This window comes from Flavobacterium sp. AED, from assembly GCF_000812945.1.
Taxonomy (GTDB): Bacteria; Bacteroidota; Bacteroidia; order Flavobacteriales; family Flavobacteriaceae; genus Flavobacterium.
This window is the reverse complement of the sequence record NZ_JSYM01000002.1, coordinates 512936-532881: the sequence shown is the minus strand read 5'-3', so window position 1 is coordinate 532881 and position 19946 is coordinate 512936. Positions and strand designations below refer to the sequence as shown.

At 31.7% G+C, this 19946-nt stretch carries 16 protein-coding genes; 2 read left to right on the top strand and 14 right to left on the bottom strand.

Features of this window, described 5'->3' with window-relative positions:
- Positions 1 to 21 precede the first annotated feature (21 nt).
- From OA85_RS11455 to OA85_RS11410, 10 genes are all read right to left on the bottom strand, one after another.
- Positions 22 to 2028 (bottom strand): heavy metal translocating P-type ATPase, encoded by a 2007-nt coding sequence (locus OA85_RS11455; protein ID WP_039109867.1) that lies wholly within the window; start codon positions 2026 to 2028, stop codon positions 22 to 24.
- Positions 2012 to 3211: an MFS transporter gene (locus tag OA85_RS11450; protein ID WP_255350538.1), complete on the bottom strand. Its 1200-nt coding sequence runs from the start codon at positions 3209 to 3211 to the stop codon at positions 2012 to 2014. Before OA85_RS11450 ends, OA85_RS11455 begins: the two co-directional genes overlap by 17 nt.
- 48 nt (positions 3212 to 3259) lie before the next feature.
- Entirely contained in the window at positions 3260 to 3880 is a 621-nt protein-coding gene (locus OA85_RS11445) for a phosphatase PAP2 family protein (RefSeq protein WP_052257229.1), read from the bottom strand.
- A 128-nt stretch (positions 3881 to 4008) separates the two neighbouring features.
- Positions 4009 to 7005 (bottom strand): glycoside hydrolase family 3 N-terminal domain-containing protein, encoded by a 2997-nt coding sequence (locus OA85_RS11440; protein ID WP_039109866.1) that lies wholly within the window; start codon positions 7003 to 7005, stop codon positions 4009 to 4011.
- Positions 7006 to 7019: 14 nt separating this feature from the next.
- Positions 7020 to 7502: a hypothetical protein gene (locus tag OA85_RS11435; RefSeq protein WP_035672808.1), complete on the bottom strand. Its 483-nt coding sequence runs from the start codon at positions 7500 to 7502 to the stop codon at positions 7020 to 7022.
- Positions 7503 to 7535: 33 nt separating this feature from the next.
- Positions 7536 to 8255, bottom strand: a complete 720-nt coding sequence (locus OA85_RS11430) for a phosphatase PAP2 family protein (protein WP_231557100.1) — start codon at positions 8253 to 8255, stop codon at positions 7536 to 7538.
- Between the two features lie 87 nt (positions 8256 to 8342).
- A complete protein-coding gene (locus OA85_RS11425) occupies positions 8343 to 9134 on the bottom strand; it encodes a (Fe-S)-binding protein (protein WP_039109865.1) in 792 nt (263 codons plus the stop codon).
- Positions 9135 to 9312: 178 nt separating this feature from the next.
- Positions 9313 to 10644, bottom strand: coding sequence for a (Fe-S)-binding protein (locus OA85_RS11420; protein WP_039109864.1), 1332 nt, complete (start codon positions 10642 to 10644; stop codon positions 9313 to 9315).
- Between the two features lie 4 nt (positions 10645 to 10648).
- Complete coding sequence (locus tag OA85_RS11415) at positions 10649 to 11614, bottom strand: MlaD family protein (RefSeq protein ID WP_039109957.1); 966 nt, start codon at positions 11612 to 11614, stop codon at positions 10649 to 10651.
- Positions 11615 to 11662: 48 nt separating this feature from the next.
- Positions 11663 to 12829 carry an N-acetylmuramoyl-L-alanine amidase gene (locus OA85_RS11410; protein WP_039109863.1) on the bottom strand — a complete coding sequence of 389 codons (1167 nt, stop codon included), beginning with the start codon at positions 12827 to 12829 and terminating at the stop codon, positions 11663 to 11665.
- Positions 12830 to 12912: 83 nt separating this feature from the next.
- Here OA85_RS11410 and OA85_RS11405 point away from each other — a divergent pair, with 83 nt between their 5' ends.
- The gene (locus OA85_RS11405) at positions 12913 to 15657 is read left to right on the top strand and encodes a putative LPS assembly protein LptD (RefSeq protein WP_039109862.1); all 2745 of its coding nucleotides are present in this window, start codon (positions 12913 to 12915) and stop codon (positions 15655 to 15657) included.
- 133 nt (positions 15658 to 15790) lie between these two features.
- Positions 15791 to 16171 (top strand): RidA family protein, encoded by a 381-nt coding sequence (locus OA85_RS11400; protein WP_039109861.1) that lies wholly within the window; start codon positions 15791 to 15793, stop codon positions 16169 to 16171.
- On the opposite strand, the gene OA85_RS11395 is transcribed toward OA85_RS11400, so the two are convergent.
- The 4 genes from OA85_RS11395 to pfkA form a co-directional block, all read right to left on the bottom strand.
- On the bottom strand, positions 16152 to 16526 hold the full coding sequence (locus tag OA85_RS11395) for a methylglyoxal synthase (RefSeq protein ID WP_039109860.1): 375 nt from the start codon (positions 16524 to 16526) through the stop codon (positions 16152 to 16154). The genes OA85_RS11400 and OA85_RS11395 overlap by 20 nt on opposite strands.
- Positions 16527 to 16531: 5 nt before the next feature.
- Positions 16532 to 17383 carry an N-acetylglucosamine kinase gene (locus tag OA85_RS11390; RefSeq protein WP_039109859.1) on the bottom strand — a complete coding sequence of 284 codons (852 nt, stop codon included), beginning with the start codon at positions 17381 to 17383 and terminating at the stop codon, positions 16532 to 16534.
- A 142-nt stretch (positions 17384 to 17525) separates the two neighbouring features.
- A complete protein-coding gene (gene gap, locus OA85_RS11385; protein WP_035672828.1) occupies positions 17526 to 18530 on the bottom strand; it encodes a type I glyceraldehyde-3-phosphate dehydrogenase in 1005 nt (334 codons plus the stop codon).
- 73 nt (positions 18531 to 18603) lie between these two features.
- Positions 18604 to 19590, bottom strand: coding sequence for a 6-phosphofructokinase (pfkA, locus tag OA85_RS11380; RefSeq protein WP_035672830.1), 987 nt, complete (start codon positions 19588 to 19590; stop codon positions 18604 to 18606).
- Positions 19591 to 19946 lie beyond the last annotated feature (356 nt).

Genomic DNA, 19946 nt, shown 5'->3' with positions numbered 1-19946 from the left:
TTAAGTTAAATACTTTCAAACTTAAAATTTCATTCGTTGAATTCTTACGGCATTTAAAATTGCCAATAATGCCACACCAACATCTGCAAAAACTGCTTCCCACATTGTGGCTATACCGCCAGCTCCCATAACAAGAACTATAAACTTAACTGTGAATGCTAAGCCAATATTTTGCCAAACGATTTGTTTAGTTTTTTTTCCAATATTGATTGCTGTAAAAATCTTAGTGGGTTGGTCGTTTTGAATTACTACATCAGCAGTTTCAATAGTAGCATCACTTCCTAAACCGCCCATTGCAATTCCTACATCGGCCAAAGCAATAACCGGAGCATCATTGACTCCGTCACCAACAAATATTATTTTTAAATGCTGCGCCTTTAGTTCTGAAACTTTTTGAACTTTATTCTCTGGCAATAAATCTCCAAAAGCCTGATCAATATTTAACTCCTTGGCAACAAGCGAAACTATTGCTTGATTGTCACCTGAGAGCATAATCGTTTTTACATTTGATTTATGTAAACTCTGAATTGTTTCTTTTGCATCTTCTTTGATTTCATCAGCAATAAGAAAATAACCCACATATTTTTGATTGATGGCTACAACAATAATTGTAAATGGAATAGCGTCAATTTCAGTATCATAACTGATGTCAAATTTCTTCATCAATTTAGCACTTCCTACTAAAATTTCTTTTCCATCAACGAGTCCTTTTATTCCATGACCAGCAATTTCATGCGCTTCAGTAACAGTTGTATCTTTCACAATATCCTTAGCATATTCAATTATAGCTGAACCAACAGGATGTGTCGATTTAGTTTCAATTGCTGCAGTATATTTTACTAAATCAATTTCTGAAATTCCAACGGCCACTACTTTTTGAACTTTAAAAATACCTTTAGTTAATGTTCCTGTTTTATCCATAACCACAACTTGAATTGTTGCCAAAATATCAAGAAACGTAGACCCTTTAATTAAAATTCCATTTTTACTTGCTGCGCCAATTCCTCCAAAATAACCCAATGGAATCGAGATTACTAATGCACAAGGACATGAAATTACCAAGAAGATTAATGCTCTGTACAACCAATCTTTAAAAACATAATCCGCTACAAACAATATCGGTAGTAAACAAATCGCGATTGCCAGATAAACAACTATTGGTGTATAAATTTTGGCGAATTTTCGAATAAACAACTCAGTTGGTGCCTTTTTAGCTGAAGCTTCCTGAACCATTTCAAGAATTCTGGATAATTTGCTATCGTTGAAAGCTGTGGTAACTTCAACTTGTGCAACAGCATTAAGATTAATCATTCCAGCGAGAACAGCTTCTCCTTTTGATTTGGTATCTGGTTTGCTTTCCCCTGTCAATGCAGCAGTGTTGAAAGTGGCATGTTCTGAAAGTAGTTTCCCATCCAAAGCCAATTTTTCTCCCTGTTTTAATTGAATGATTTCTCCAATAGTAACATCCGAAGCTTTTTTAGAAACAGTCTCAAATCCTTCAATAACGTTTGCAGTATCCGGTCTTTGATCCAATAATGATTTGATATTAGATTTGGCTCTTTTTACTGCTAACATTTGGAATAACTCCCCGATAGAATAAAACAACATTACGGCAACACCTTCAGCATATTGACCAATTCCAAAAGCGCCAAGTGTAGCAATACACATTAGAAAAAATTCAGAAAAAACAGCGCCTTTTCGAATACTTTCAAAAGCTTCTTTCAATACAGGCAAGCCCACAGGAATATAGGCTATACAAAACCATACAATTCTAATCCAGCCTACAAACCAGGCTTGAGGGAAAAAATTATCAAATGAAATAGCTACTAGTAATAATACTAGACTTATTATTGAAGGCAAAAACATTTTAAAAACACTATCACTTCCATTTGAATGATCATGATCATCGTCATGAGAATGATTTTCTGAATCATCGTGAGAACAACATCCAGAATCATGAGATTTTTTTTTAACTGTTTTTTTTTCTAAAGCACAACAAGATTCTTTGTCGTCATGTTTGTGTGTCATTTTTAATAATTTTATCCTTAATAAAAAAAGAGAAATAAATAATAACTAAAACTGTCATTATTCCTGTAATCATAAATGTTGCATTAGCTCCAAATTGATACCAAATTAGTCCTGCCAGAGAACTAGCAATTAAAGTACATATACTTTGAAATCCCGAATAGGTACCTATTGCAGTAGCTGTATCTTTTTTATCGGAAATATTACTAATCCAAGCTTTTGATATTCCTTCGGTAGCGGCTGCATAAACGCCATAAATAAAAAAGAGAAGCGCAATTGTGTAACTATTTTTACTGAAAGCCATCCCAAAATAGACAATTGCAAATAATGAAATTCCGAATAGGAACATTTTCTTTAAACCTATTTTATCTGCTAAAATCCCTATTGGAAATGAGCAAAGAGCATAAACCAAATTATAAAAAATATAAATTCCAATTACATTAGTATCATTAAGACCTGCTTGCTTCGCTTTTAATAATAGAAAAATATCAGAGCTATTAAATAATGTAAATGCCAATAATCCAATTACCACTTTTCGATATTGTGCCGGACTTGTTTTCCAATAGTTTAGAAAAGAGAAAAAGGGTGTCGACTTTTTTTCAGTTAAATATTTTTTAGTTTTGTCTTTGAGCAAAAAAGAGGCAAATACAGCCAATAATCCCGGAATAAAAGCAATATAAAAAAGTGTTTTATACTGTTGTGGATAAAAATAAAGATAAATTAAAGCGATCACTGGTCCTAAAACAGCGCCTAAAGTATCCATTGACCTATGAAATCCAAAAATTTTTCCTTTAGTTTCAGGTGTTGCCTCATCAGATAATATTGCATCTCTTGCTCCAGTACGGATTCCTTTTCCAAATCGATCAATCGATCGTGCAAAGAAAATCCACATTGGAAATATAAAAACTGCCATCATTGGTTTTGAAATAGCACTTAAAGTATATCCCAATCGAACAAAAGGAACTCGTTTACCCGAATTATCGGATAATTTTCCAAAATATCCTTTGCTTAATCCCGCTAACGCTTCGGCAAAACCCTCTAAAATACCAATTAATACAATTGAAAACCCAATTGATTTAAGATAAATAGGCATTATTGGGTAAAGCATCTCGCTTGCTGTATCCGTAAACAAACTAACTAGGGATAAGACCCAGACTGTTTTGGAAATATAATTTAATATTTTCACCTTAGATTGTCTTCTTTTTTTAAATAATCATTTCATAAATGCAAACAGTTATTTTTCCTTTTTAGATCGTTTTTTATTAATCCATTTATTAGCTTTATAGGTAAGATACGCAGAGCCAGTTCCTAAGATAGCACCCGCAAAAACATCCGAAGGATAATGAACCCCTAAATGCATGCGGGAATACCCTACAGCACTCGCCCACACAAATGACGGCGCAATTACATACCATTTAGGATAAGCCATACTCAATGCTGTCGCTGTTGCAAAAGCTATAGATGTATGACCGGAAGGAAATGAATAACCTCCTGCGGAAATGGCTTGATCGATATCAGTATAAGAATCAAAAGGCCTTTTTCTTTTTACAACTTGTTTTAATGCAGTTGTAACAAAAGCATTCACTAAGAATGTTTCACCAATAAAAATAGCCTGTTTTTTGATTGCACTATCTTTCTTTATCAAACCAACTGAATAGATAATAATAGGAGCGGCAATACTTATAGGAAGAGCACTTTTACTAACTAACTTAAAAGTGGGATCTAAATTCTTGTTTCTATTAACATTAATGTCTCTTAAAATATTTATATCAATATTTTGAGCATTTACAATACTTACACAAAAAAGAAATATAGTTAAACAACTAGTTTTAAATACTTTAATTTTATTTTTCATAGTATTGGTTTACGTATCAAATATACTATAATACAGCCTGTTATTTATACTGAAATATTGAAAATAAAAAGCCAAAATAAAATTATTGAAATTTCATTTTGGCCTATAAATAAATTTACTTAAATATTTTATTTTATAATTGCATTATAAATTACTTCTTGAATATCCTCTCTAATATTTTCTTTTGATAATTTGTTTTCAGTAGCCAATGGAAAAGTTCTATTAGATAAAAATACATACACGATTTGTGTTTCAGGATCAGCCCAAGCCATAGTTCCCGTAAAACCAGTATGTCCAAAACTTGTCATTGAAGCACAGCCGCATGTAGGTCCTTCTGCGCCTAATTGTGGTTTATCAAAACCAACACCTCTCCTATTCCCTGCTGCACAAAAATAACAGGTGTTGAAATCATTGAATGTTTTCTCTGAAAAATACTGGTGATTTCCATAATTTCCTTTTTGCAAATAGAGTTCCATCATTTTAGCTACATCCATTGCATTAGAAAAAATACCGGCATGTCCCGAAACTCCGCCTTCTAAAGCTGCCGAAAGATCATTTACATACCCTTGCAAAATTTGATGACGAAAATAAGTGTCTATTTCCGTTGGAGGAATTCTGTTTTTATCAAACTTTCTCAATGGATTAAAAGTTGAATTATTCATACCCAGTGAATGATAAAAATTCTCTTGAATTAAATCATCCAGTTTTTTACCTGTTGTATTTTCTAAATAATCTTTAAGAATCATGAAAGTCAAATCACTATACTTATATTCTTTTTTTAATGATAATTTACTTTTAATTATCATTTTCATTATTGTATCATGAAAATCATTTCTCACAAAAAGACTATCCCCCAATTGTTTAGAAAACTGTTCTTCTGAAACTCTTCTGAAATATTTTTCAGAAGGAAATTTAGATTTGTCCATGGTAGCCTTATAAAAAGGAATCCCAGCAACAAGCCCGGCATAATGAGACAATAATTCTTTAAAATGAATATCTTGTTTATTCGTATTTTTAAAAATTGGAGACATGTCACCTAATGTAGTTTCCAAATTAATTTTTTGTTGGTCATACTGCAGCATTACATTAGGTAATGTGGCAAGAATTTTAGTCAATGAAGCCACATCATAAATATCCGAATCTTTAACTTTTAAAGTAGAATCATACGTATGATAACCGAATGATTTCTGATAAATAACTTTTCCATTTCTTGCAACAAGAACCTGAATTCCCGGTGCCATTTTTGCACTGATGGCTTTTTGGGCAAGTGCATCAATTTGTGATAAAATGGCTGAATTCATTCCAACATTCTCCGGAGTTGTGAATCCCAATCGGTTTAATTTTTCAGTTGTTAAACCATCATTTACTTTGAAATTTGTATTTATGGATACTGGTAATTTCCCTTTGGCTTCAATAGCCCCAAAAATTAATTCTGCAGAAACTATTTGTGCAATATCACTATTCTGATAAGAAACTACTAATCCTTCAATATCATCAAAATTTGTAATGGGTAATAATGAATACGGTTTAGCAAAAATATCCAGAATGACATTATTGTTTTTAGCTAAATAATTTATCTTAAATAATTCATCTGATTTTAAGTCGCTATTTTTAAAAGCTACATCTGATTTATGATACCCAACAATTACAGTTGTGAATGGTTTCAATTTCATTTGCAAACTATCCAAATTAGTATCTGAAATTACGGTTATATCGGCATATTTCTTTAAGGTTGAAACAAAGGAGTCATTAGTATCGTCCCCTATTTTTACATAAGCAATTTTTTGACTTTCTAAATTCTTAATAGGTAAAACCAAAGTAGTATTTTTCAAAACAGTAATTGCATTTTCATACAATTCATAGCTTAGCGTTTCGTTTTCAGGAGAATTTAATTCGTTATATAAATTACTGGTTACAATAGGTTTAAAGGAATTCAAACCTGCTTTATATTTAAATTTCAATATTTTTTTAACCGAAAAAACCAAACGTTCTTCTGTTATTAAATTAGTCGAATAAGCCAGTTTAAATTTTTCAATTGCTAATGGCACATTTTCAGGAAATAACAAAATATCATTTCCGGCCATAAAAGCTTCAAAATTTATTTCACTAGGTATATTAAAACTGCTTATCCCTTTCATATTCAAAGCATCAGTAAATATAAGTCCTTTAAACCCTAATTCTTTTTGGAGAATATTGGTTACCACATTATAAGAAATTGATGACGGAAAATTTGGTCTTAATTCTAAACTGGGCACATTTAAATGTCCCACCATTACAGAAGAAAGTCCTTCATGAAACATTTTTTTGTAGGGATAAAACTCTACTTTATCTAATCTTTCTTTCGAAAAATTTATTGTTGGCAATCCTTTATGAGAATCTGTTTCGGTATCGCCATGACCAGGAAAATGCTTTCCCGTTGAAAATATACCTTGGCTCTGAACACCTTTCATCAATGCAATGGCTCTTTCAGTAACCTTATATTTATCCTCTCCAAAAGAGCGAAAACCTATAATGGGATTTCTTGGGTTCGTATTAATATCAAGAACTGGAGCAAAGTTAAATTGGATTCCTAATCGCTTGCTTTGTTCCCCCATTTGAGCGCCCACTTTTTCTATTAATTTCATGTCTTGGATGGCTCCAAGTGTCATGTTCCAAGGATAACGATACGTAGAATCGAGTCGCATATTCAATCCCCACTCTGCATCATTACCAATAAATAATGGAATTTTTGATTTCGATTGAAAACGGTTAGTGAGATTTGCTTGACGAACAGGTCCACCTTGAAAGAAAATCAATCCTCCAATTTTATTTTCCTTAATCAGCTTGTCAATTGCGTTGAAGTGTACGGTATCTTTATTAGAATAAGCGGCAACCATAAATAATTGCCCTAATCTTTCATCAAGATTCATTGCATTATAAACACTATCTACCCATTTGTTACCTTGGGTAGATAATTCAAAAAGAGTTGGAACATTACTTGATTTTTCATTATCAAGATTCTCTATTTCAGACGGAATGTCAGTTAAAATTATTTTTGGCTTATTAATTTTTGTTCCGACACAACTAGTGGCAACAAAGAAAAATAAGACATAAAAAAAAACAATTTTGATGCCTATTTTTTTCATTGAACTATTTTTATTTAAAAAAAGCGACTATGCCAGCTATCGATGGCTGGAACTTCCCAAGATTCATTATATTCTTCTATATTATTAACCAAGTTATTGAAAACGATTGTATTTTCAGTAACGGCTTTATCTTTAACCATTTTCTTAAAATCAATTAGAGGCTTGTGGGCAATATGCTCCCCTAATTTAAAAGTCACATTCATTTTATCCAACAAATCAACATTGTATTTTTGCTCTAAACTTTGGATAAATTCTACAGAGGAATCTATAGAACAACCTGTTGCAGCTTGAACATCTTGATTTACGGCAATAATAATAAACCGATTGTATTTTAATTGGTAAGATGACTCTAAACTTGTACCATGTGCAGCCCAACTTTCAAGAAAAGATTGTAAAGCCGTTTCAATTTCAGAAAACTCTTCATCCGAAAATTTTCTGTTCGATTGATAAATCCATATCTTGGATTCTTCTGGTAAATTTTCAAATGGAATATACATACTATTTTTTTATAATTAATTCTACTATTATGATTAAAAAACAGTTACAAGACCAAATCCTACTTGCTTTCCATCATAATAAGGTATAAATGTTGATTTTTTATTTGTGTTCTTTTTAGATGCTAATAATTTATTTATCGTAGGATATAACCAATAGGCTGCTTTTGTACTCAATATCCCAATTCCAGCTCCTGCAACGACATCAGTAAACCAATGACGGTTATTATACATTCTAAAGACTCCCGTCCCTGTAGCAACAACATAACCGGAAATTCCATACCAAATGGAAACATCTTTATATTCTTGATATAATAATTCTGCTCCCATAAAAGCTGTTGCAGTATGTCCTGAAGGGAAAGAATTAAAACTGGAACCATCAGGCCGTTCCACTTTAGTTATTTTTTTTAGACTATTCACAGTTAATCCCATAATTAAATAGGAAGTTGCAACAATAATAGTTTTATCTCGAAAATTATTTTTTCCTTTAATTCCTAAAGCACCTAAAGCATACACTGAGGCAACAGGAACGTATTGAGAAAAATCATCAATTGAAAATTTTCTATCTATATTTTCTTTTACCTCTTCTCTAATTTCAAAATTAAATGCTTCTAATTGATCACTACCAATTCCAATTATCCCATACCCAATTAAAGCTACAGGAATAATCAATTGCTTAGCCTTAAACTGTATTTGACTGTTGTTTTTAACTTTTAAACTAGCTATCGAATCTGTTTTATCTATGGTTTGCGCCATTGAAACTAAACTCGCAAACATTATTATGAAAAATATATTTTTTTTGTAAATCATAATAAAATAGGTAAACGTTAAAATAATATAACCCTACAAATCTTGCGCGTTTGCGATTAATTCCGCAATGTCCATCACTTTTACATCCGCTTCTCTTTCCTTATTTTTAATACCATCAGTCATCATAGTATTACAAAAAGGACAACCGGCAGCAATAATTTCTGGTTTTGTTTCTAATGCATCTTCCGTCCTCTCAACGTTGATTTCCTTATTACCAGGTTCAGCGTCTTTAAACATTTGCGCACCGCCAGCACCACAACATAATCCGTTAGCCTTAGAACGTTTCATTTCTACTAATTCGGCATCTAATTTTAGGATTAGATCTCTTGGCGCTTCATATACATTATTTGCTCTTCCTAAGTAGCATGGATCATGAAAAGTAATTCTTTTCCCTTTGAATTGACCTCCTTCAATAGTTAATCTTCCATCATCTAATAGCGATTTTAAAAACTCTGTATGATGAACCACTTCATATTTTCCACCTAATTCAGGATACTCATTTTTCAAAGTATTAAAACAATGCGGACAAGCAGTAACAATTTTTTTAGCTTCATACGCATTGAGAACCTCAATATTCATCATGGCTTGCATTTGAAACAAAAATTCATTACCCGCCCTTTTAGCTGGATCTCCCGTACAACTTTCTTCTGTACCAAGAACTGCAAAAGACACATTGGAACGATTCAAAATTCGTACAAATGCCTTCGTTATTTTTTTTGCTCTATCGTCAAAACTTCCTGCACAACCTACCCAAAATAAAACTTCAGGTTGTTTTCCTTGAGCTAGCATTTCGGCCATGGTTGGCACTATTAAACTTTCTGACATATTTTATGTTTAATCGGTTATTTTCCCCACCCCAGCCCTCCCCAAAGGGGAGGGAGCCGAGATTGGAATGTGTTACTGGATTTTTTTTGTATTGCTTAAATTATTATTGTATTGTTATTATTTACTCCTACTTTCCAATTTCAACTCCCTCCCCTTCGGGGAGGGCTGGGGAGGGGAACTATTCATTTTTCCAATTCAAACGATCTTGCTGATTGTATTGCCATGGTGCTCCATTATTCTCTATATTGGTCATCATAGCATTTATTGGCATTGGTGCGGCACTTTGTTCCATTACTAAATAACGTCTCATATCCATAATAATAGATAAAGGACTTATACTTACTGGACATTCCTCAACACATGCATTACATGAAGTACATGCCCAAAGTTCTTCAGAGGTAATATAATCGTTTAATAATGATTTATTATCTGGAACGAAAACACCTTTATTGGCATCTATATTTCTTCCTACTTCTTCCAGTCTATCTCTAGTGTCCATCATGATTTTACGAGGAGACAATTTTTTCCCTGTAATATTGGCAGGACAAGAAGAAGTACAACGACCACATTCAGTACACGTATAAGCATTCAATAATTGTACCCAATTTAAATCCTGAACATCGCTTGCTCCAAACTTAGCTGGTGCCTCACTTTCGTTAACCGGCTCTGCTGCAAATGGATCAGCATTAGGGTCCATCATCATTTTCACTTCTTTAGTAACTGATTCTAAATTATCAAATTGACCTTGTGGGTTTAAATTTGCAAAAAAGGTATTTGGAAATGCCAATATTATATGCAAATGTTTTGAAAAATAGAGATAGTTCATAAAAATCAAAATCCCGGTAATATGCAACCACCAAAAAATTTCTGAAAGAAGCATTACCAACTCATTTGACATTCCATTGAACAAAGGTTCTATAAATTGACTTACAGGAAATGAACCTGCTTTAATAAAATGAGAAAAACCTCCAGGTATATTTTGCAAATGCAAATCAGAAGCATTCATTAATAAAAACAATGTCATCAAAACAACTTCAAAATACAAAATATAATTTGCATCTTTTTTAGGAGAACCATTCAAATCGGCACTTGAAAATCGTTTCAACTTAATTATGTTTCTTCTTATCCAAAAAGCAAAAACAGCAACTAAAACTAAAAGAGCCAAAATTTCAAATGAAGCAATCAGTATATTATAAGCAGTTCCTAAAAAAGCAAAAATTCTATGAGTACCAAAAAGACCATCAATAATTATTTCCAATAACTCTATATTGATAATTATAAATCCTAGGTAAACAACAATATGAAGTGACCCTGCAACAGGTCTTTTCACCATTTTAGATTGTCCAAGAGCAATCATAGCCATATTTTTCCAGCGCTGTTTAGCATTGTCTTTACGGTCTATTGCTCCACCAAGATTTATATTTCTAATGATTTTTTTTACATTACTATAAAAATAGCCAAAACCAATCCCCAATAATATAGCAAATAATATATTGTCTAAATAGCTCATACTACTAGTTTTTTACTTTTATTAAAGTATCATTTTTTGGAGCAACATAAGGTTTATTTTTCTTTCCAAACAAAGAAATATTAACATACCTAGTAGGAGAAAGTCTTACATCCTGAAGTAATAATTCTAATTCTTTTGTCGTTGCTTTAATGTTTTGGTAGAAAGCATCATCATTTAATAATTTACCCATAGAACCTTTTCCGGATTGTAAACCAGTCATAATAACATCAACTTTGGCTAATGTTTTGTTCAGGTTTTTTACGGTTTTTCCAAGATCAGCTTTATTTAATGAATCCGATATTTTAGAAAAATCACCAGATATTTTATTAAAATTGGTTACTGCGCCTTTTATTTGAGCTTTATTATCATCCAATAAAGCATTAACACCTACAGTAGCTTTATGAAATTGCTCCATAGTTTTACTTAATTCCGCTAAACTAACTTTTAAATTTTCTTGTCCATTTTTATCTAAAACATTGTTAATCCCTGATATTAATTTATCAGTGTTAACCATTATTTTTTCTAGCTTTTCCTGAAGAGGAGCTAATTTGTCTGCAACTTTATCGGTAAGTCCTAATTTAGTTTCTCCTTGTAATTTCTGTCCATCAACAGCCAGCGTTTTATCATTAAAATTTGGGTAAATTGCAATTTGCTTTCCTCCGATGAATCCTGGTTCGTAAATAGAAGCAGTACTGGATTTAGAAATAGGAAAATCAGTTTTCAATTGTAATTCAACCAATAATTTCCCTGTATTTTCATTTAATGCAATACTATTTACCTTTCCTATAATCAAACCGTTTAGAGTTACTGGCGCAGATGTGGCTAATCCTTCTACACTCTCATATTCTACATAAAATGTTTTGTAATTTGTAAAAAGGTCTCTTCCTTTTAAAAAACTATAGCCCCAAATGAATAATAAAATTGATGCAATGACTAATATGGCAGTTTTGATTTCTCTAGTTATTTTCAAAATATAATTTTTTTTCAAAATTAATATAAAATATTCAACTTGTTATTATTATTTGAGTGCTTCTTGAACACTAATTTTTTCTCCATTTCTAAATGCAATTAAAAATGCAGAATTATAGCCTTTATCTTTTGCTTCTTGTAATTGTTTTTTTGCCTCATCATAATCTGAAGTTTCTCCATACATATATTTATAAACTCTGTTATCATATGAAATAGATATATTTTTCAACCCTTTAAAATTTTTAGGGGCTAACTCCACTTTTTTCACACTGGCCGAAAGTTGTACCTTAAATAAAGGTTGAGAACTATCCGTACTTTTTATTGTTTTTTTGAGTTCTGAAGAATTTAAAATTACTTTTGGTTTTACAGGAGATGAAGTGTCTTTTATTGGCTTGTCAAAAATTTTCTGTGACGGTTTTACATCAATAATTTCAGTTTCACCATTTCCATAATAATCTCTTTTATAACTTACAATGGCCTCTGCTATAGCTTTAGCAATTTCATTTTGACCATCTTCTGAATCTAAAAGATTTCCTTCCGTAAAATTAGAAATAAAACCCATTTCAATAAGGACTCTAGGCATATATGCTTTATGAAGCACCATATAAGGCGCTTGTTTAACTCCTCCTCCTCTTATTTTTTTACCCAATAACTCAAATGCATCTTCCACTTTACTTGCCAGTGAAATACTATTATCTAAATATTCCTCTTGCATCAAGGTCATACCTATCATTGTTTCAGGAGAATTAGGATCAAATCCCTCATATTTTTGTTTATAATCTTTCTCTAAGGTTATTACGGAGTTCTCTTTTTTAGCCGCTTCTAAGTTTGAAGCAACTTTTGTCATACCCATTACATAGGTTTCCGTCCCATATCCTTCAGTATTTCTATTTGCATTACAATGTATCGATACAAAAATATTAGCATCGGCTCTATTCGCAATATTGGCTCTTTCTACTAAGTCAATAAAAACATCCGTTTTTCGGGTATATATCACGTCCATTTTAGGCATGGATTCTAAAATTTTCCCTACTTTCAGTACTACTGCAAGCGCAATATTTTTTTCTACATGTCCATTGTAAACTGCACCAAAATCATGAGCTCCATGACCTGCGTCCAATGTTACTTTAAAAATATTTGATTGAGCATAAATACTAAATGAACCAACTGTAAAAAGAAGGGTAAATATTATTTTAATTTTATATGAAATATGCATAAATTTAAAAGTTAATTTTAATTAAAACACTAAGGTTATAAATTCTTTATTTGATTATTTTTGACAAAAAATAATATGTAAGTTTGACATGTCAAAAAACAAGCCATAATTTTACAAAAATAGCATTTAAACCTTTGCATACAAACTTATTTAATATCGTTTTATTATCAATTTTCCTAACAATAGGAGCTGGTAAATTATATTCTCAAGATACAACAAAAAAAGCAACAGCTATAGCTACTAAAAAACAAACAGATAGCTCCAAAACCGTTGTTACTAATACTGGAAAATCGACTACAATTATAAAAAAGGAAACTGATTCGATAAAAAAAGACACTATCAAACCCCAAAAAGCATTTCTTGACGGTAAAGTAAAATACAAGGCTGAGAAATATGTAAAAATTGATCAAAAGAAAAAACTAATCACTTTATACGATAAAGCAGAGCTATATTATCAAGATGTCGAATTAAAATCTGGCATTATTGTCATGGATTATGAAAAGAATGAAGTTTATGCTGGCCGGATAAAGGATTCGACAGGAGCTTACAAACAATATCCAAACTTCAAGCAAGGAACTAATGTAGTCGAACCTGATTCAATTCGTTTTAATTTTAAAACAAAAAAAGCATTGATATGGAATTCCAGATCAGATCAAGGGGAATTTAAAATAAAAGCAGCTATTACTAAAAAAGAAAATGATTCTGTATATTTCTTAAAAGGCGCTCGCTTTACCACATCCAAAGATGTTGATAATCCAGAATATTATTTCCAAACCAATAAAGTAAAATTTATTCCAGGTAAAAAAGTGGTTACTGGCTTGACCAATATGGTTATTGCCGATGTACCTACACCAATAGCTTTACCATTCGCATTTTTCCCAATGAGTAAAGAGACCAGCATTTCTGGATTGATTTTACCAAGTTATAACGATTCAAACACAAGAGGATTTTCTTTACAAAATGGAGGGTATTATTTTGCACTTAGCAATAATTATGACTTAACTATTTTAGGAGATTATTATACCAATGGTAGTTATGGAATGCGTTTTGAGTCTAGTTATGCCGAACGTTATAAATATCGAGGAAATTTAAATGTACGATTTGAAAATTTAATTACAAGTGAAAGAGGTTATCCTGATTATTTAAAACAGAAAATTTATAACATTCAATGGTCTCATTCTAAAGACTCTAAATCAAACCCTAACTCAAGTTTTTCTGCTTCCGTAAATCTTGGAAGTAGTAAATATTTTAGACAATCCATAAATCAGGCAAACATTGGATCTAATCTTAATAATACATTAAGCTCTTCGATTTCTTACAGTAAAACCTTCAATTCAGTACCACAAGTCAGAATGTCATTGACAGCAACACATTCTCAAAACACACAAACTGAAGAAATCAATATGACTTTACCAACACTGCAAGTAAGTGTGGATCGTTTATATCCTTTTGTAGGTAAAGATGGCGTAAAAAAGGGTTTCTTTAAGAACATCAATTTACAATATAACCTGAGCGGTAAAAATAGCATTGTAACAACTGATTCTTTATTCTTTAAGCCTCAGATGTTTAGAAATGCAAAAACTGGTATTGAACATACTATTCCAATCAGTACCAATTTTAAATTATTCAAATATTTCAGTGCTTCTTCCTCTTTTAACTATCGAGAAGTTTGGTATACAAAGACGATTAATAGAAGTTATGATGACGAACAAAGTAAAGTAGTCGATAATATTGTAAATGGATTTGATGCCTATAGAACCTACTCTTTTTCATCAAGTTTAGGAACGACAATTTATGGGACATTTAATTTTGGAGCAGACAAAAAAATAAAATCAATTCGTCACGTCATGCGCCCTTCAGTTTCATATGGCTACACACCTAGTTTTGAAAAATATTACGACACGTATGCTTCAGATGCAACTGGAACTATGACAAAGCAGTATTCTCGATTTGAAGCTGGAATTTTTGGAGCGCCAGGTATTTCAAACTCCAACACATTAGGATTTGACCTGAGTAATACTTTTGAAGCTAAAGTTACTGATAAGGATAGCACTAAGTTAGAACCTAAAAAGGTAATGCTACTTAATAATTTAAATTTTTCAACCAGCTATAATCTTAATGCAGATGGTAAAACATCTTTAGCATGGTCACCAGTTAGAGTAAGCGGTGGTACACAACTTTTTGCCAATAAAATGAATGTTAATTTTGGTGCAACTTTAGATCCTTATGCCATTGATAATTCAGGTACTAGAATTAATGTTTATAATATTGACAATGGTGGAAGTCTATTTAGAATGACAAGTGCCAATATGACTTTGAACTATGCCATTTCAAGTAAAGAAAAAGATAAAATCAAGAAAGATAAAAACGTTCAAAGCGAAAGAAATGGAGGTCGTGAAGATGATTTATTTGGAACAAATACTGATTTAAACGACAGCAGAAAAAGTCAATTTAGCGAAAGTGAAAAAGAAGAAGATAAAATTTCTGAATTTTTCAATGCAAAACTACCTTGGGATATGACTTTTGCTTACTCTTTGACCTATGGAAACAACAATAGAGAAAAGAAAATCATAGGGAATTCCATAATGATTTCAGCCAATGCAGACATAAGTCCAAAATGGAAAGCTGGTGTATCTACCGGTTATGATTTTGTACAAAAAGGCGTTACTTTCACTCAATTACGTTTTGAAAGAGATTTATTAAGTTGGAGAATGGATTTCAACTGGACACCTTTTGGAACAAATGCTAATTGGGGCTTTTTTATCGGAATAAAATCCGGTGTATTAAGCGATATAAAATTCGATAAAAGAAGTAGAACAAACAGATAGTTTAGCTCTATATATCCATACATTTTGAACTAAATACTCAAGCCTAGATTCCTTAAGAAATAATTCTCCATACAAAATAATCTATAATTTTAAATTATAGTTTTCAACTTAAATAATTAAACGCTACAATATTATGAAACAGATAATCTTTACTGAAAATGCTCCTGCTCCTATTGGTCCATACAATCAAGCTGTTCTTAAGGGAAATACACTGTATACTTCTGGCCAAATTGCAATAAACCCAGCAACTGGAGAATTAATTACCGAAACAATTGAAGCCGAAACTGAACAAGTTATGCAAAACATGAAAGCAGTTTTAGAAGCTGCCGGAATGACGTTTGAAAACGTAGTTAAAGCTACAATTTTCATAATGGATATGAATGACTTTGGAAAAATAAACACTATTTATGGTTCTTATTTTAACGAAAAAACCGCTCCAGCTCGTGAAACGGTTCAAGTGGCTTGTTTGCCAAAAAATGTAAATGTGGAAATTTCTATGATTGCAGTGCAATAGCATTTAATAGTAATTGTGCTGTTGCCTCATTTGTAGCCAATGGCACATTATGTACATCACAAACACGAATAAGCATATTAATATCAGCTTCATGGGGATGACTTGATAATGGATCCTTAAAAAAGAAAACCATTTGAGTTTTACCCTCAGCAACTCTGGCTGCAATTTGAGCATCACCTCCTAATGGACCTGAAAGCATTTTAGTAACTTTAAATCCTGAATTTTCGGCTTTACCACCTGTTGTCCCAGTTGCAATTAAATGTATTTTTTCTTCTTGTAAAATGACTTTATTTTTTTCTAAAAACTGAACTAAATCTGCTTTTTTACCATCATGTGCAATTATTGCAATCTCCATAAAAATTATTTATTAGCAATATGATACGCAATAAGTCCATCGATTGGTCTTCTTAATACGTTACCTAATTTTAATTCATATTTATCAAAAGTCTCTTGTAGTTCCTCTTTTAAATAAAATGCAATAGAACCTACAAAGTGTACAGGCACCTCTTTACAGTTATCATATTGTTTAATATAATTCTTCACAAAAGATTTCATTCCTTTGAAAATAATTTTTCTACAAAATTCAGTTTCTTTATGTTGAATTAAGAACTTGGCAAATGTTGCTAAATAAGCATTTGGATTTGGTTCTTTATATAATTTACTTTTAATAGCATCAGGATCTAAATCGTACTCTTTTTCAAATTCTACTGCCAATTCTTTGGGCATTTTATTGAAATAATACTTTCTGATTAATTCTTTTCCAAAAACATTACCACTACAATCATCCATAGCGATATAGCCTAATGATTGTACTTTTTGATGTAATTCTTTACCATCAAAATAGCTACAGTTAGATCCGGTACCTAAAATACTAACAATAGCTTTTTCACCTTTAGGTGTTGTAGCATATACAGCTGCATAGGTATCCTCTTCAACAACTATAATTGCGTTTGGAAAATAGTTTTGAAAAATTTGTGAAAGTGCAACTTTCATTCTTTCGGTTCCACAACCTGCCCCATAAAAGAACAAATGGGTTGCTTCCTTTTTATTTTGTAAAATATCAAAACGGTCATTTAAACGTTCCACTATTTCATCTCCCTCCAAAATTTCTGGATTTAATCCTAAAGTTTGCGTTGTAAACAATACTTTTCCATCATCATCTATCGCAATCCAATCAGCTTTGGTAGAACCACTATCAACTAATAATCTCATTTTTTTTGGTTTTTTTGGTTTTTTTGTATTTCGTTTTACTTATTTAAAATGCATGCAGTATAAAATTTGCATTTTAAAAAGTGCACAAAAAATAAAAAATCCCGTTAAATATAATATAACGGGACTTTGTAAATATAAAGAATTATTTTAAACCTGCAATATGTACAGATAAATCAATTAATTTGCTAGAATAACCATATTCATTATCATACCAAGAGATGATTTTGAAGAAAGTAGAGTTCAATCCAATTCCAGCATTAGCATCAATGATAGATGTTCTTGAATCAGAAACGAAATCTTGAGAAACAACTAAATCTTCAGTATATCCTAAGATACCTTTCATTGTAGTTTCAGAAGCATTTTTCAATACAGCCATAATTTCTTCGTAAGTAGTTTCTTTTTCAACTTTTACAGTTAAATCAACTACAGAAACATCAGTTGTAGGAACACGCATTGACATACCTGTTAATTTTCCGTTCAATGAAGGAATAACTTTCCCTACTGCTTTAGCAGCACCTGTAGAAGATGGGATGATGTTACATGAAGCAGCACGTCCACCTCTCCAGTCTTTTCTAGAAGGACCATCAGTAGTCATTTGAGTAGAAGTTGTTGCGTGAACTGTAGTCATTAAAGCTTCAACAATTCCAAAGTTATCATTGATAACTTTAGCTAATGGAGCTAAACAGTTAGTAGTACAAGATGCATTAGAAACAACCATATCAGTTGCTAAAGCTTCTTCATGGTTTACTCCCATTACAAACATTGGCGCATCAGCAGAAGGAGCAGAAATAATTACTTTTTTAGCACCACCTTTAATGTGTTCGTTTGCAGTTTCAATAGTAGTAAAGAAACCTGTACATTCAGCAACTACATCAACATCAACTTCATTCCATTTTAAATCTGCAGGATTTCTTTCAGCAGTAATACGAATGTTTTTTCCGTTTACAAAAAGTTTTCCATCTATAACTTCAACAGTCCCATTGAAACGACCGTGAACTGAATCATATTTTAATAAGTAAGCTAAGTGATCTACATCTAATAAATCATTAATAGCTACAACTTCTACATTATCTCTGTTGAAAGACTCTCTGAAAACAATTCTTCCTATTCTTCCAAAACCGTTTATTCCTAATTTTACTTTTGACATTTTACTTTAATTTTTGTTTGTATTTATTTAACTTATATAAAGTCTAATTTCCTCACAATAAACTTTAACCACTCTATGTTGACATTATATCAGAAACTCTTAATAACTCTCTATCAATTTCTGTTTTACCTTTTATAGCTTGTTCTAATGGTGTCAGGGCAACTTTGTCACTTTGTAAACCAACCATATAATTTGATTTGCCTTCCAATAATGATTCAACAGCTTTCACTCCTAATCTACTAGCCAAAACCCTGTCGAAACATGATGGAGAACCACCACGTTGCATATGACCTAAAACAGAAACTCTCACATCATACTCCGGTAAATTAGCTTCAACGTAATCTTTCAATTCGAATACGTTTTTACCAATTTTATCCCCTTCTGCGATTACAACTATACTGGATGATTTTCCTGAAGCTTTACTTTTTTGTAATGATTCTAATAATCTTTCCAATCCTAAATCTTCTTCCGGAATCAAAATTTCTTCAGCTCCTGCTCCAATACCAGCATTCAATGCGATATGACCTGCATCTCTTCCCATTACCTCTACAAAGAATAAACGGTTATGAGAACTTGCAGTATCTCTGATTTTATCGATTACATCTACTACTGTATTTAAGGCTGTATCATACCCTAAAGTATGGCTTGTTCCGAAAATATCATTGTCGATAGTACCTGGAATTCCCATAACTGGGAAATTAAATTCGGTATTAAATATCAAACCTCCGGTAAAAGTACCATCACCCCCTATTACAACTAAAGCATCAATTCCTGCTTTTAAAAGATGTTCATGGGCTTTTTTTCTTCCTTCTGGAGTTCTAAATTCTGTAGATCGAGCCGATTTTAAAATCGTTCCTCCTTTATTTACAATGTTGTTTACACTTCGAGGCCCCATTTCTTTGAAGTCGCCTTCAATCATTCCTTGGTATCCTCTGTATATTCCTATGCATTCTATATTATGATAAGCACATGTTCGAACAACTGACCGAATTGCTGCATTCATTCCTGGTGAATCTCCACCCGAGGTTAGAACACCAACCTTTTTTATTGTTTTTGGCATTATTTAAGTATTAAAGTGTAAAATTAGCAAACATTCAGCACTTTTAAAGCTGCATTTTTTATAAATTAGTAAACAGCTCTAAATTCAAACGTTTTCGTTAATAAGTTTTTAAAAAACCAAAATAAAACCCATTTTATTTAACAAAATTAAAAAAAATTCAATTATTATTTGATAATTAACAATTAATAGGATTTTTATTGTTGAAATTTAGAAAAAGTCAGCGCTCATTTTAAACGACGAAAAATAACATTTTTTGAACAAAAATTATCACAATTTATTTATAAATATTTTAACCGAAATTATAAAATATCATTATAAGCTACTAGTCTTTATGATTTTATATTTTATTCATAAAA

Bases quoted from the DNA above. Each gene is read 5' to 3' on its own strand.
- OA85_RS11455 (WP_039109867.1), bottom strand. From the start codon at position 2,028: ATGACACACAAACATGACGACAAAGAATCTTGTTGTGCTTTAGAAAAA.
- OA85_RS11445 (WP_052257229.1), bottom strand. From the start codon at position 3,880: ATGAAAAATAAAATTAAAGTATTTAAAACTAGTTGTTTAACTATATTT.
- OA85_RS11440 (WP_039109866.1), bottom strand. From the start codon at position 7,005: ATGAAAAAAATAGGCATCAAAATTGTTTTTTTTTATGTCTTATTTTTC.
- OA85_RS11435 (WP_035672808.1), bottom strand. From the start codon at position 7,502: ATGTATATTCCATTTGAAAATTTACCAGAAGAATCCAAGATATGGATT.
- OA85_RS11430 (WP_231557100.1), bottom strand. From the start codon at position 8,255: ATGGCGCAAACCATAGATAAAACAGATTCGATAGCTAGTTTAAAAGTT.
- OA85_RS11425 (WP_039109865.1), bottom strand. From the start codon at position 9,134: ATGTCAGAAAGTTTAATAGTGCCAACCATGGCCGAAATGCTAGCTCAA.
- OA85_RS11420 (WP_039109864.1), bottom strand. From the start codon at position 10,644: ATGAGCTATTTAGACAATATATTATTTGCTATATTATTGGGGATTGGT.
- OA85_RS11410 (WP_039109863.1), bottom strand. From the start codon at position 12,829: ATGCATATTTCATATAAAATTAAAATAATATTTACCCTTCTTTTTACA.
- OA85_RS11400 (WP_039109861.1), top strand. From the start codon at position 15,791: ATGAAACAGATAATCTTTACTGAAAATGCTCCTGCTCCTATTGGTCCA.
- OA85_RS11395 (WP_039109860.1), bottom strand. From the start codon at position 16,526: ATGGAGATTGCAATAATTGCACATGATGGTAAAAAAGCAGATTTAGTT.
- OA85_RS11390 (WP_039109859.1), bottom strand. From the start codon at position 17,383: ATGAGATTATTAGTTGATAGTGGTTCTACCAAAGCTGATTGGATTGCG.
- gap (WP_035672828.1), bottom strand. From the start codon at position 18,530: ATGTCAAAAGTAAAATTAGGAATAAACGGTTTTGGAAGAATAGGAAGA.
- pfkA (WP_035672830.1), bottom strand. From the start codon at position 19,590: ATGCCAAAAACAATAAAAAAGGTTGGTGTTCTAACCTCGGGTGGAGAT.